The 13,108-nt window shown below is 71.7% G+C and carries 9 protein-coding genes and 2 pseudogenes; 7 read left to right on the forward strand and 4 right to left on the reverse strand.

What is annotated here, in order from left to right:
- Nucleotides 1-9: 9 nt before the first annotated feature.
- Together ACIQMX_RS14090 and ACIQMX_RS14095 are read right to left on the reverse strand one after the other, a co-directional pair.
- Nucleotides 10-432 (reverse strand): annotated as a pseudogene (locus ACIQMX_RS14090) (hypothetical protein); the annotation flags it as partial.
- Between the two features lie 564 nt (nt 433-996).
- The gene (locus tag ACIQMX_RS14095) at nt 997-3,150 is read right to left on the reverse strand and encodes a M4 family metallopeptidase (protein WP_329029752.1); all 2,154 of its coding nucleotides are present in this window, start codon (nt 3,148-3,150) and stop codon (nt 997-999) included.
- A gap of 178 nt (nt 3,151-3,328) precedes the next feature.
- On the opposite strand from ACIQMX_RS14095, the gene ACIQMX_RS14100 reads away from it, so the two are divergent.
- Entirely contained in the window at nt 3,329-6,043 is a 2,715-nt protein-coding gene (locus tag ACIQMX_RS14100) for a LuxR family transcriptional regulator (protein WP_363078672.1), read from the forward strand.
- A 24-nt stretch (nt 6,044-6,067) separates the two neighbouring features.
- Complete coding sequence (locus tag ACIQMX_RS14105) at nt 6,068-6,337, forward strand: integrase core domain-containing protein (protein ID WP_363078674.1); 270 nt, start codon at nt 6,068-6,070, stop codon at nt 6,335-6,337.
- Between the two features lie 153 nt (nt 6,338-6,490).
- Here the strand turns inward: ACIQMX_RS14105 and ACIQMX_RS14110 are convergent.
- A pseudogene (locus ACIQMX_RS14110) lies at nt 6,491-6,829 on the reverse strand (hypothetical protein); the annotation flags it as partial.
- A gap of 104 nt (nt 6,830-6,933) precedes the next feature.
- Here ACIQMX_RS14110 and ggt point away from each other — a divergent pair.
- Both ggt and ACIQMX_RS14120 read left to right on the forward strand, forming a co-directional pair.
- On the forward strand, nt 6,934-8,736 hold the full coding sequence (gene ggt / locus ACIQMX_RS14115) for a gamma-glutamyltransferase (protein ID WP_402477734.1): 1,803 nt from the start codon (nt 6,934-6,936) through the stop codon (nt 8,734-8,736).
- A 166-nt stretch (nt 8,737-8,902) separates the two neighbouring features.
- On the forward strand, nt 8,903-9,754 hold the full coding sequence (locus tag ACIQMX_RS14120) for a glycoside hydrolase family 75 protein (RefSeq protein WP_402477737.1): 852 nt from the start codon (nt 8,903-8,905) through the stop codon (nt 9,752-9,754).
- A 28-nt stretch (nt 9,755-9,782) separates the two neighbouring features.
- On the opposite strand, the gene map is transcribed toward ACIQMX_RS14120, so the two are convergent.
- The gene (map, locus tag ACIQMX_RS14125) at nt 9,783-10,550 is read right to left on the reverse strand and encodes a type I methionyl aminopeptidase (RefSeq protein ID WP_402477740.1); all 768 of its coding nucleotides are present in this window, start codon (nt 10,548-10,550) and stop codon (nt 9,783-9,785) included.
- A gap of 41 nt (nt 10,551-10,591) precedes the next feature.
- Between map and ACIQMX_RS14130 the strand changes: the two genes are divergently transcribed.
- From ACIQMX_RS14130 to ACIQMX_RS14140, 3 genes are all read left to right on the forward strand, one after another.
- Nucleotides 10,592-10,861 carry a helix-turn-helix transcriptional regulator gene (locus ACIQMX_RS14130; protein ID WP_363078682.1) on the forward strand — a complete coding sequence of 90 codons (270 nt, stop codon included), beginning with the start codon at nt 10,592-10,594 and terminating at the stop codon, nt 10,859-10,861.
- 38 nt (nt 10,862-10,899) lie between these two features.
- The gene (locus ACIQMX_RS14135) at nt 10,900-11,280 is read left to right on the forward strand and encodes a PPOX class F420-dependent oxidoreductase (RefSeq protein WP_363078684.1); all 381 of its coding nucleotides are present in this window, start codon (nt 10,900-10,902) and stop codon (nt 11,278-11,280) included.
- Nucleotides 11,281-11,449: 169 nt separating this feature from the next.
- A complete protein-coding gene (locus tag ACIQMX_RS14140) occupies nt 11,450-12,805 on the forward strand; it encodes a hypothetical protein (RefSeq protein ID WP_402477743.1) in 1,356 nt (451 codons plus the stop codon).
- Nucleotides 12,806-13,108: the final 303 nt, after the last annotated feature.

Genomic DNA, 13,108 nt, shown 5'->3' on the forward strand with positions numbered 1-13,108 from the left:
CCGCCGCTCTCAGCCCTGGGCGCGGTGGGACGTCCGCGGCGTGCTCGCCGGCGCGGGGGCCTGTGCGGCGCGGGTCACGTCCGAGACCAGCTCCACCACATCGGGGCCGTACGCCTGCGAGTTGACCACCTTCAGCAGCAGGCAGAAGGTGCTGTTGCCGTGCTTGCGGGCGAGGCGCTCGTAGTTCCGGGCCAGATAGCGGGACGCCGCCTGGTTGGTGATCGCCTGCTGGCCGCAGAACAGGAAGACCGGACGCGCTTCCTGACCTGCTGTCAGGCGGGCGAGGATCACGTACTCGGCCACGCCTTTCTCCATCCGATAGCGCTCCGGGCCGATCTGGAAGGCGCCCCGGTCCGGGCCCGGTTCGGCGTCCGTGTTGATCTTCACGCCCGGCAGCAGCGAGTGCAGGTGCGCGGCCATCCGGCGGTTCAGACGCGTTCCGAGGATCCAGCCTTGAACTCAGTTTCGTGACATCCTCCTGACCTGCGGAAACGTGAGGCCCCGCTTCGGTGGGGGCCTTCTCCGTGAGGGTGGGAGCCATGAGCGACGACCGCTGCATGTGCGGACGTGGCGCTTCTGTGTCTCCCGACGCTTCATGCGCTGGGTCCCGTGGCCGGACGTCGGGAGTTCTCCGGGCTGCGGCCGGTGGCTGTTGCAGCGCCAGGTGCAGGCTGTCGGCGAGCCCGCGCGGCTCCGGTATATCGCGCTTTGTCGAGCAGACCCTCTACGAGGCCGCCCGCCCACCGTCACCAACTGTGCCTCAGTGGTCGCCCCGCTACGACGAAACGCCGCACGACCGGGGAGGCTTCACCCTGTCAGGAAGGCATTCGTGACTCTTTCTGTCATGTACGCGACTGAGTGGGGGAGGGCTGTTGAACACAGCGCGAAACCCGCGGAGTGAGGACTGCGCCGCCCCCACGCATGCGGTGGCTCCTGCGACCGGAGCACCTGAACAGGGGCTCCGGTCGCAGGAGTGCTGATGGGGAGAGGGACCGGTCAGCCGATGGCGATCTGGTCGACCAGGAAGATGGTCGACAGGTAGGCGTCTTCGGTGCCGGCGAACTCCAGCTTCACTGTCTGGCCCTTGTAGGCGGACAGGTCGACTGTCTTCTGGACGTATCCCGCGCTGGCGTTGGCGTTGGAGTAGGTGGCCAGCGTGGAGCCGTTGATCTTGACCTTGAGGGTGTCGTATGCGGTGGAGCCGGATTCCTGGGTGGTGACCTTCAGCCAGAACGTGAGCTTCGGGGTGCCGGTGGTGGGCACCGCGATGTTCGACTGGGACACGGACTCGACGGCGTCAGCGCCGTAGCCCATCATCCAGGCGTACCAGGACCCGTCACGCGCGGGCTGCAGGGCCGAGTTGGTGATGATGTCGTCGCTCTGGATCCAGCCGCTGGTGCCCTGTTCGAAGCTGCCGTTGGCCAGTGCGTTCCCGCTGGGGGGCGTGGTCGGCGAGGGGGTGGGGTCGGTCGGGGTCGGGGTGGGGGTGCCGGTGCCGGGGTCGGGCAGGGCGGTGCCGACGCTGACGGCCGCCCACGCCTTGGAGACGAGGTACCGCTCCTGGGAGTTGGTGCCGTACAGGTCGGCAGCGGCCTGCAGGGTGGCGGTACGGGCGCCGGCGTAGTTGGTGGTGGAGGTCATGTAGGTGGACAGCGCGCGGTACCAGACGGCGGCGGCCTTGTCCTTGCCGATGCCGCTGAAGGTGTCGTTGTTGCAGGTGGTTCCGTTGTGCGAGCGTCCGCCGATGGTTTTCGCGCCGGTGCCTTCGGCGGCCAGGTAGAAGAAGTGGTTGGCGATGCCGGAGGAGTAGTGGACGTCCACCGAGCCCGCGCCCGAGGTCCAGCAGGAGAGCGAGTTCCCGTCGGCGGAGGGGTTGTCCATGCGGCGCATGTAGCCGCCGGACATGTTGAGCTTCTCGCCGATGTAGTAGTCGCCCTGGTCGCCGGTGTTGTTGGCGTAGAACTCGACCATGGTGCCGAAGATGTCGCTGGTGGCCTCGTTGAGGCCGCCGGACTCGCCGGAGTAGTTGAGGTTGGCGGTGGCGGCGGTGACGCCGTGGCTCATCTCGTGGCCGGCCACGTCGAGTGCGGTCACCGGGGTGTTGCTGTTCTGCGAGGAGCCGTCACCGAAGGACATGCAGAAGCAGGTGTCGTCGTAGAAGGCGTTCAGCAGGCTGCTGTCGACGTGCACGTAGGCGGGGGCTCCGCGGCCGTCGTTGCGGATGCCGGAGCGGTTGAAGGAGTCCTTGTAGTAGTCCCAGGTCTTCGCCAGGCCGTAGGAGGCGTCCACGGCGGCGCTCTCGCGGCTGGACGTGGTGCCACTGCCCCAGGAGTTGGAGGTCTTGGAGAAGGTCCGGGCGTTCTGCTTCGGGTTCGTCTGCGGGCTGTTGTAGGAGTCGTAGATGATCGTGCCGCCGTGTGCGGCGTCGGTGAGGGTGTAGCCGCTGCCGGACTGGGTGGTCTCGATGGAGACCTGGCCGACGGTGACGCCGTTTCCGGTGCCCGTGATGCTCTGGTGCAGTTCATACTGGTCCAGCAGCGCACCACTTTCGGCGTCCACGATCACCGCCTCGCGCGAGGCCGGGCCGGTCTCGCCCGCGCCGGTGACGGTCGAGCGGTAGGCAAGTACGGGCACCTTGCCTGCCGCGTACACCACCAGGGTGCTGTCCTTGCTGTCGGCCTTCGCCTTCTTCACGTGCTTGGCGTGCTTCACGGCCTTGGCCGAGGCGTCGGCCGCCGTCAGCTTCGGCTTGGTGCCGGCGATCTTGATGGCGCCCTGGTGCGCCAGGTCCGAGCCGGTGATGTCGCCGTCCTCGGTGAGGTGGACCACCAGGTCGCCGCCGATCACGGCCAGGCCACTGTAGGTGCGGTCGTAGCGCACGTGCCGGGTGCCGTCGGTGTCGATCAGTACGTCCTTGGCCACCAGGTGCTCGGCGGGGCCCAGGCCGAGTTCGCGGGCGGTGGCGGACGCGTTCCGGCCGGCTGTGCGTATCGCCTCGCTGCGTGTGTCGGCCGTCATTGCTTGGAAGCCGGCGCCGGGCTGGGCGGTGGAGTTGCCGGCTGCCGCGGTGGACTGGGTGCCCACCAGGCTCACGGTGCCCAGGGCGAGGGCTGCGGCGACAGCGGCTGCCAGGGCGTTCTTGCGGTTCATCGAGATCCTTCCGCCGGGCCTTGTCGGGGATATGCCGCAGAACGTCATCAGGGGTGCGGGGGAGTTCGGCGGCAGTCGGCTCGGCTGTGGCCATGAGGCTAGGGACGAGGGGGGCTGCCGACATCAGGGAAACCCCTTGACCTGGACCGGGGTGGCCCGGTGAGCGCACCATGGCCCGATGCGAGACTCTGCGTTGCGGGTGAACGCGTCCCACGAGACCGGCCCCTTGCTGCCGGAAGATGTGCAAGGCACACGCCGGGTGGTCCTGTTCGGGCCGCCCGGAAGCGGCAAGACCACCGCGGCCGGTGTCCTGGGACGGCAGTCGGGCCTGCCGGTCCTACGGCTGGCTCCGGGCCCGCAGGACGCCCGGGTTGCCTGTGCCGGGCTGCTCGAACTCGCGCTGGCCCTACCGGCATCGCCCGCCGCGCGGGAGCTGACGGCGACACTCGACGAGGCCGCCGGCCGGTCTGGTTTTCCGGACGATGCCGGTCGTGCCCTGCGGCTGCGCCGCCTGACCGCTGCTCTGCTGCGGGAGGCACCGCCCATGACGCTGGTGGTGGACAACGCCCAGTGGCTGGACCCCGCCAGTGCAGCCGTCCTGGGCTGGGCGCTGCGCCTGACCCCGGACCTTCCCGTCATCGCGGCCGAGCGCATCTGGCGCCCGGGGGCCGCCGGCCACTGGTGCGGGGAGGACACGTGCGCGGTACGCATCCCACCCCTGGCGGCCCCTCAGGTCGCGACTCTGCTGTCCCCGTACCGGCTTTCCCCCCGCGAGGTCACGCGCATCCACACCCACAGCGGCGGGAACCCGGCCCTGGCCCTGGCGCTGGCCGACGCCTCGCGCCCGCTCTCGGACCGGGATGGTGAAAGCGAGTCGGCCCTGCCGCCGACTGCCCGCCGGCTGGTGGGCGAATGGCTGGACGAGGTACCGGCTCAGGTACAGGAACTGCTGACGTTCGCCGCACTGGACGACCGGCCCGACGTCGAACTGCTCGGCCGCCTCGCCGGCCCGGCGGCCGAGGCCCTCCTCGCCCAGGCCGAGGCTGCGGGTGTGCTCGAGATCGGACGGGCGGACAGGAGCGTGCAGTTCACCGCCTCCGCGATCGGCACGGAACTCGCAACCCGGCTGCCGGGCCACGCGCGCAGGCTTCTGCACGCCCGCCTGGCCGAGGCCAGCAACGACAGCGTCCGCCGCGACCGGCACACCGTGCTGGCGGCCGATGGCGCCGACCCGCGGGCGGCCCGCCGCGCCGCCCGCGCTGCCGTACGCGCCCGGCAGCGCGGCGACCACGCACTCGCTGCAGAACTCTCCCTTCTCGCCGCCCAGCGCACCTCGCACGATGACAGCGAACTGCTCACCGAACGGGCCCTGACCGCCGTGCGCGACGCCGCGCACTACGGCGACCTCCCCCGCAGCCGGGCCGCCGCCCGCCTTGTCCTGGGCCACGACACCACCCCCGACCAGCGCGTCGACGCCCTCGTCGCCCTGATCGACGCGAGCGGCCAGCACCTGCACGGCGCGGACGAACTGTTCGCCGACGCACTCCACACGGCGGCCGGACGACCCGGCCTCACCGCACAGATCCTCATCCGCCAATCGATCTGGGCCAATGTCAACGAGGGCGACCCCCACCGGGCGTGCGCCCTCGCCGGCCGGGCCACCGCCCTCGCCGAGACCGTCGGCGACACCACCACCACCGTCATGGCCCTCACGATGCAGGCCCGCCTCCAACGCGTCCTCGGCCACCCCGACGCCGAGACCACGCTCAGCCGCGCCCTGTTCCTGCCCCGCGCCGCCTCCATCCCGGTCAACGGCACACCCCAGCACCTCGCCGCCCGGCACGCACTCTTCGACGACCACCCCGAGGAGGCTCGCACCATGCTGCTTCCCCTGCTCGTCGAAGCCGAGCGGACGGGAGACGCCGAGGCGACCGTGGACATCCTGCGCAGCCTCGCCGAGGCCGAACTCCGCGCCGGACGGTGCGCCAGAGCGCTCCACCACGCCGACCGTGCCCAGGCGCTGACCGACGGGACCGCCCTGTCACCCGCACCGGCCTGCTACACCTCCTCCCTCGTCGAGGGCACCGCCCGGCGCACTGACCTCGCCCTCGTCCACGCACGCCGCGGAGTCGACACCGCCCGGCAGGAGGACAACAAGGTCTTCCTCTCCCGCAACCTCTTCGCCCTCGGCCGCCTCCTCCTGGCCACCGGCCGCCCCAAGGAAGCCCTGGAGGTCCTGGAGGAGGTCCGCACACTGGAGGAGCTCCAGCAGGTCCGCGACCCGTCCGTCCTGCGCTGGCATCCCGAACTAGCCGAGACCTTCGTCGCCCTCGGCCGCCTCGACCAGGCACAGAGCCTGCTGGACGACACCCGCCGCACCGCGACCGAACTCGGCAGGGACGCGGTCCTCCCTCCGCTCGAACGCGCCCAGGCGCTTCTTGACGCCGCCCGCGGCGACTACGACACCGCGGCCCGGCGCCTCACCGACGCGGCCGACCGCCTCCGCCACCTTCCCCTCGAACGGGGCCGGACCCTGCTGGCGCTCAGCCACACCGAACGACGCGGACGCCGCCGCGCCAGCGCCCGCACCGCCGCGCAAAGCGCCGCCGATCTCTTCACCGCCCACCAGGCACACCCTTGGGCCGAAACCGCCGCGCACACCCTCGGCCGGCTGGAATCCGCCCCCACGGACCACAACGCCCACCTCCGCCTCACTTCCGCCGAACAGCGCTGCGCCGAACTCGCCGCCGCCGGAGCGAGCAACCGTGACATCGCCACCACCCTCACCGTCAGCGTGAAGACGGTCGAAGCGACCCTCACCCGCGTCTACCGGAAACTCGGCCTGCACTCACGCTTCCAACTCGCGCACACCATTACCCCAGCACGTGACTGACCCGCCCGTTCCCCACTCGGCGAGTTGGACATCCGACAGAGCGCCGGGCACACCGGTTCGTGCTTCGACAACGCTGCCGCGGCGAGCCTTTTCGTCGTCCTGAAAGCAGAGATCGGGTCGAGCGTCCGGAGAATCCGGGCGCAGGCTCGGCAGGACGTCTTCCGGTGGATCGCGGAACGTCACAACCGGGAGCGGCTCCACTCGACCATCGGCTGCATCACGCCGTACCAGGTGAGGATCCGCTGCTATCAACAGCTGGACCTTGCGGCACAAAGCGGAAGTGTCGGGAGCTGAGGCGCCACTTCACAAGTAGTTGACACCCCCGCATCAGACCCTTCAGCAGACCCAGGAGTCGCACAGGTGGTGTCAGGTGGAACTCAAGTGCCAAGGCTAGGGAGCGAGGCCCGGAGCGAACGGAATGCCGACACGGCGCGGGCCTGGAGTGCTCCGCGCCTTGGAGACGGGACCGCCGACGCAGAACTCGGTCCGTTCGCCGAATCCTTGCTGCGCGACGTCGTGCGCCAGTATCTGGGCGTGCGCCGAGCAGTCCTTGATCAGCGCGGAGAGCTCCAGCAGGGCGAAGACGTCGTGGCGGTGGACGGCGCCGTCACCGCCCGCGTCGCGGTTGACGACGAGCAGGCACTCCGAGTTGCCGGGCAGCCCGAAGAAGGCCTGCTTGCGGCGGAGCTTGCGGCGCCAGATGTAGGTGCGCACGATCCAGCCGAGGGCGGCGCTGAGGCCGGCGGCTATCACGCCCAGCACGATGTTGCGTACGTCGTCAGTCATGGGCGGGCATGTTAGCGGGCATTCGGCCTCAAGTTCGAGGCGGTCCTGACGGGGTTGCCGGAGCGGCGCTACCCTGCGCGGACAATCCTTCACTGGAGGTGCGCATGAGGCGTTCCGTTGTGCGGAATGTGTCGTTGTCAGGTGTTCTCGCCGTAGTGGTGACGGTCGGGGCAGCCGTCCCGTCCTCCTCCGCGCCACCGGTCCCGCCGCCTGTGAAGTCGCCCGTGGCGGCGGGCTACGGGGGAGCGGTCTCCAGCGTCGACGCCGATGCGACGGCCGCGGGCATCGAGGTGCTCCGCAAGGGCGGCAACGCGGTGGACGCGGCCGTCGCGACCGCGGCGGCGCTCGGCGTGACCGAGCCGTATTCGGCGGGGCTGGGCGGGGGCGGCTACTTCGTGCACTACGACGCCCGCACCCGCACGGTGGAGACGATCGACGGCCGCGAGACCGCGCCGCGCAGCGCGGACTCCTCGCTCTTCCTGGAGAACGGCAAGCCCATCACGTTCGAGTCCGCCGTCACCAGCGGTCTCGGCGTCGGAACCCCGGGAACCCCCGCGACCTGGGACGCCGCCCTCGACGCCTGGGGGAGCAGATCGCTGCGGCAGGTCCTGAAGCCGGCCGAGAAGCTGGCCCGCGACGGGTTCGTCGTCGACGGCACGTTCCGGTCGCAGACCGAGGGCAACCAGGCCAGGTTCGCCGACTTCCCCGCCACCCGGAAGCTCTTCCTGCCGGGCGGTGCCCTGCCCGAGGTCGGTTCGGTCTTCAAGAACCCCGACCTGGCGCGTACGTACGAGGAGGTCGGCCGCAAGGGGGTCGGCGAACTGTACCGGGGCAAGCTGGCCGACGACATCGTGCGGACCGTACGCAATCCGCCCGTCGACCCCGCCTCGGCCCGGGTGGTCCGCCCGGGCGACCTGACCGCGCAGGACTTGCGTTCCTACCGGGCGCTGCGGCAGGCACCCACGAAGGCCGGCTACCGCGGGCTCGACGTCTACGGCATGGCGCCGTCGTCCTCCGGTGGTACGACGGTGGGCGAGGCCCTCAACATCCTTGAGTCCACCGACCTTTCGAAGGCGAGCCAGGCACAGTACCTGCACCGTTTCATCGAGGCGAGCCGCATCGCGTTCGCCGACCGCGGGCGCTGGGTCGGTGACCCGGCGTTCGAGGACGTGCCGACGAAGGAGCTCCTCAGCCAGCGGTTCGCCGACTCGCGGGAGTGCCTGATCAAGGACGACGCGGTGCTCGTCAGCCCGCTCGCCCCGGGCGACCCGCGCCACCCCGGTGACTGCGCCGGTACGGGGACGGCCGCGCCCACGACGTACGAGGGCGAGAACACCACGCACCTCACGACTGCCGACAAGTGGGGCAACGTCGTCGCGTACACCCTGACGATCGAGCAGACCGGCGGCAGTGGCATCACCGTGCCGGGGCGCGGCTTCCTGCTCAACAACGAGCTGACGGACTTCTCGTTCGCGCCGGCCTCCCCGGCCGTCCACGACCCGAACCTGCCGGGTCCCGGAAAGCGGCCGCGGTCGTCGATCTCCCCGACCATCGTGCTCAAGCACGGGAAGCCGGTGCTGGCCCTGGGGTCGCCGGGCGGCGCCACGATCATCACCACCGTGCTCCAGTCGCTGATCGGCACGGTCGACCGTGGTCTGCCGCTGGTGGACGCCATCGCGGCGCCCCGCGCCAGCCAGCGCAACGCGGCGGCAACGGAGCTCGAACCGGGGCTGTGGAACAGCCCGGTCCGGGCTCAACTGGAGTCGCTGGGGCATGTCTTCAAGCCCAACCCGGAGATCGGGGCCGCGACGGGCGTGCAGCGGCTGCCGGACGGGCGTTGGCTGGCGGCGGCCGAGACGGAGCGGCGCGGCGGCGGTTCGGCCATGGTGGTGAGGCCGTCCAGGTAGCGGCCTGAGGGGGTGTCAGTAGTCGTGCGGGGGGCGGGGCCGGCCGGGCGCGGGTGACGCGCGCCGGACCGGCCCCGCAGCCTCGACGGAGGTATGCCGGGGGGGTGTCCTGTCCGATGTCAGCAAGGGAAAGACACCTCACAGAAGGGCACCCCCCACGGTGCGTATGCGAACGCTTGCCCTCGCCACGGTCTCCGGAGCCGCCCTGCTCGCGGCCGGATCCCTGACGCCCGCCGCCCAGGACGGTTCGATGCTGCGGCCCGACGGGTTCGTGCCGGTGCCGGGAGCGCGTCCGGTCGCGGTGGACCTCGCTCCCGCCGCCCATGTCCGCCCGGCGTCCGGCACCGGTCCGGCCGATACCGCCGCGCCCCGCCCCGCCGGTGCTGACGAGTCCGGCGAAGGCCCCGTCGGCGCCGCCCCCGGTTCCGGCGAAAGTCCCGTAGGCGCGGCCGAGTTGCTGGCCAAGCTCGCGGCGTGCGAGCCGGTCTCGAACGGCTCCTACCGTACGGACGCGGGCGCCCCGCCCTCCGTCCCGGTGTGCGGCATGAACGGGGCCGTGTTCTGGAAGGCCGACCTGGACATCGACTGTGACGGCGAGGTGACCCGGGCCTGCAACGTGGAAACCGATCCGTGGTTCCAGGGCGACACCGCCTTCCACACATCCGGCGACCGGCCACTCGACGCGGAGGAGCTTCCGTACGTCGTGGTGCCGAGCCGCAGCGCCCTCTGGGACTTCAGCCGTTCGGGGATCAAGGGCGGCGGTGTCGCCGCCGTCATCCACGCGGGAAAGGTGGAGTACGCCGTCGTCGGCGACACCGGCCCCGCCGGGATCATCGGCGAGGCCTCGTACGCCACCGCCCAGGCGCTCGGGATCGACCCGGATCCCAAGACCGGCGGCGTGGGGTCCGGCGTCACGTACATCCTGTTCAAGGACTCCGTCGTCTCGCCGATCGAGAGCCACAGCGCGGCGGTGACCGCTGGGGAAGGTCTCGCCGAGGAGTTCCTGAAGAACAACTGACGGGGGCGGTCCTTACCGGCCGGGGCCGTCAGAGGGCCGTCAGGATCCGGGGGCCGTCGTCCGTGATGGCCACCGTGTGCTCGGCGTGCGCGGCCCGGCTGCCGTCGGTCGTACGCAGGGTCCAGCCGTCCCGGTCCGGATGGAACTCGTCCCGGCCGCTGCCGATCAGCATCGGCTCGATGGCCAGCACCATGCCGTGCCGCAGCGGCATTCCGCGGCCGGCCCGTCCCTCGTTGGGGACGCCCGGGTCCTCGTGCATGGACCGGCCGATGCCATGGCCCCCGAATCCGTCCGGGATGCCATAGCCCGCGGTGCGGCAGACCGTGCCGATCGCGTGCGCGATGTCGCCGATCCGGTTGCCGACGACGGCCGCCGCGATGCCCGCCTCCAGTGCCTCGAAGGCCGTGTCGACGAGGCGGATGTCCGCGGGCCGGGCGCGGCCGACGACGAAGCTGATCGCCGAGTCCCCGCACCAGCCGTCGAGCGTCGCGCCCGCGTCGATGCTCACCAGATCGCCGTCACGCAGCCGCAGGTCGTTCGGGATGCCGTGCACGATCGCGTCGTTCACGGAGGCGCAGATCACGCCGGGGAAAGGGGTTGGCGCGAAGTGCGGCCGATAGTTCAGGAACGGCGATCCGGCCCCGGCCTCACGCAGGACCTCGCGGGCCGCCCCGTCGAGTTCGCGCAGCGACGTGCCGACCGCCGCCGCCTCGCGCACGGCGGTCAGAATCTGCGCGACGACCCGGCCGGCCTCGCGCATGGCTTCGATGGATGTGTCTGTCTTGAGCTGCACCATGCCAATTACTATACCGGTCGAAGCGGTATTAGAATGACGGCATGGTTCGAACCCCTCTCACCCCCGAAGAGCGTCTGCGCGGCGAACGGCTCGGTCGGCTGCTCCGTGAGGCGCGCGGTCGTCGCAGCATGGCCGACGTTGCCGCAAGCGCCGGAATCTCGGCCGAGACGCTGCGGAAGATCGAGACCGGCCGTGCGCCGACTCCGGCCTTCTTCACCGTGGCGGCGCTCGCCGGAGCGCTCGGCATGTCCATGGACGAACTCCTCCTGCGATGCGCGCCGGAGCCGGAGATCGTTCCACTCGCCGGGTAACGGGGCGAAGGGCGAAGGCTCTGAGTAGGGTTGGGCCCATGAGCCTCCAGGACTTCGCCCGCAGCGAGTACGTCAGCCTGACCACCTACCGGAAGAACGGCACCCCTGTCGCCACACCGGTGTGGGCCGCTGCCGACGGGGACGAGCTGCTCGTCTGGACCAAGAGCGATTCATGGAAGGTCAAGCGGCTGCGCAACGACAGTCGCGTCCGCGTCACCGTCTGCGATGTGCGCGGCCGGATCGCGGAGGGCGCCCCGAGTGCCGAGGGGACCGGCAGGCTGCTCGACGAGCAGGGCACGACCGGTGTGCGCAAGGCCATTGCCCGCAAGTACACCTGGAAGTACTGGCTGCTCGACTACCCGGCGATGATCGTCCGACTCGGCAAGCGGCCGCAGACCGGGATCGCGATCACGTTCTGAGCCCGCCCGGGCACGCGCGGGTCCCGCCGGTGCGTGAAAGGGTGCTCGCGTCAACTTCCGCGCTCCTCGCGGACCTTGGGTGAAAACTGCGTGTAGCCGTCCCGTAACACGACTGCGGTCGAATGCCTGCGAACTGGAAGGTTCCAGTCGACGGCGGCCGAGGACGAGGTTGACGGTGCATCAGCATGCTGTGTCCACAGGGGAGTTCACGCACCACCTGCGAGAGGTGGCGGCGCTCCTCGATCCCGGGCGGGGTTGGTACGGAGTCTTCTGCCGGCGTGATCCCGAGGGGATGCGAGCCTGTCTGGCGGGTGCCGAGATCCCGCCCTGGGACGTCGTGGAGTCGCTCTTCACGGACCTCGCCGCAGTGCGCGGCGCCGCGTTCGCGGAGCGCGCCTCGGTGCGGGCGGCCGAGCTCTACGCCGCCTCCGCCGCAGCCCATGACCGCCGCCCCGGCGGCCAGCGGCAGCTCGTGGAGCGCCTGGAGCTGATGCGGCGGGAACAGGCGAACGCGGCCCGGCGGCTGAGCGTGGCCCGGACCGGGGGCGAGGCGGGCGGGGCGGACACGGAGGCGGTGGCCTGGGCCCGCGACGACCATGCCCGGGCGTCGGCCCGCTGCACGGAACTGCGCAGGAGACTGGCGGCCGTCGCCGCTCCGTCGGACTGGTTCCGTGCGGAAGGCGAACCCGGCCCCGGCACACCGGAGCCCGCGGCCCCGCCGCAGCAACCCGCGGCCGTACATAACGCGGCAGCCGACGCCGCGGACGACGCCGTACGCGAAGCTCCCCGGCCGTCGACGGTGCGCACGGGCGGGCCGTCCCGCAGGAAGCCGCGGGGCGCGCGTTTCGCCGGGCTGGAGCCCGAGGAGGAGCCCGTCGCCGCCGCGCCCGTCCTGCCGGTCCCGCCCGTGGCGGCCGCCCAGCCGCGCGGCGCCCGCTTCGGCGGCTCGCCCCGCGCGCAGGGCGAGCCGCCGGGGCGCGCCGCGCCGGCGCCGGACCAGGCCGCGCTGCAGTCCGTGCGGGCCACGGTCGCGACCCTGGTCCGGCTCCGGACCGAAGGGCTGAGCGGCGAGGCCCACGGCGTGCTCTGCGAGGCGGCGGGCCGGCCCGCGGAACTGTTGCCGGTCCTCGCCGTCGAACTCCACCGGGCGGGGCTCGGCGCGGACTGGGCGACCCTGCTGTGGGAGGTCGCCTCGCTGCCCCCGGCCGAGCTGGCCGCCGCGGCGGACGCGCTGGCCGGGGCGGGGCGGCCGGAGGACTGCGGACAGCTGCTGCGTCAGGGCGTGGCGCGGCCGCCCGCCGAGATCGCCGATGCCGTGATCGCCCTGGACCGGGCCGGCCGCGGCCCCCAGGCGCAGGCGCTGCTCGGCGCCTTCGTCCGCGTACGGACACCGCAGGACGCGGCCAGAATCGCGGCGAGCGACCCGCGCCACCTCGTACCCCACCTGCTGGCGGCGGCCCGCACGGTGTCCGAGGCCCGCGGACGGGACGTCGAGCACGCGCTGCGTGTCGCGGGTATCGGTTAGGGCCTCGACGGCGCTGCGTGTCGCGGGTATCGGTCAGGGACTCGACAGCAGTGCGTGTCGCGGGTGCCGGTCAGGGCCTCCCGTTCGGATCGTGCCGGGTGCGCGGCCGGGCGGGTGCTCCCCGGGCCTCGGTCCCGCTCGACCCGGGGAGACCCTCTCCGGGGTTGCCGTAGGCCGCGCATGCTCCGCAGCGCCCCACTCCTCCGCATTGCGGCCGCACGCACCCGACCCCGCTCCCTGATCCGGCCCGATCCGAGCGGCAGACTCCGGGGCTGTCCGGCGGATCCTGGCCGGGGGTGCTGC

This window comes from Streptomyces sp. NPDC091416 (assembly GCF_044756845.1).
Taxonomy (GTDB): domain Bacteria; phylum Actinomycetota; class Actinomycetes; order Streptomycetales; family Streptomycetaceae; genus Streptomyces.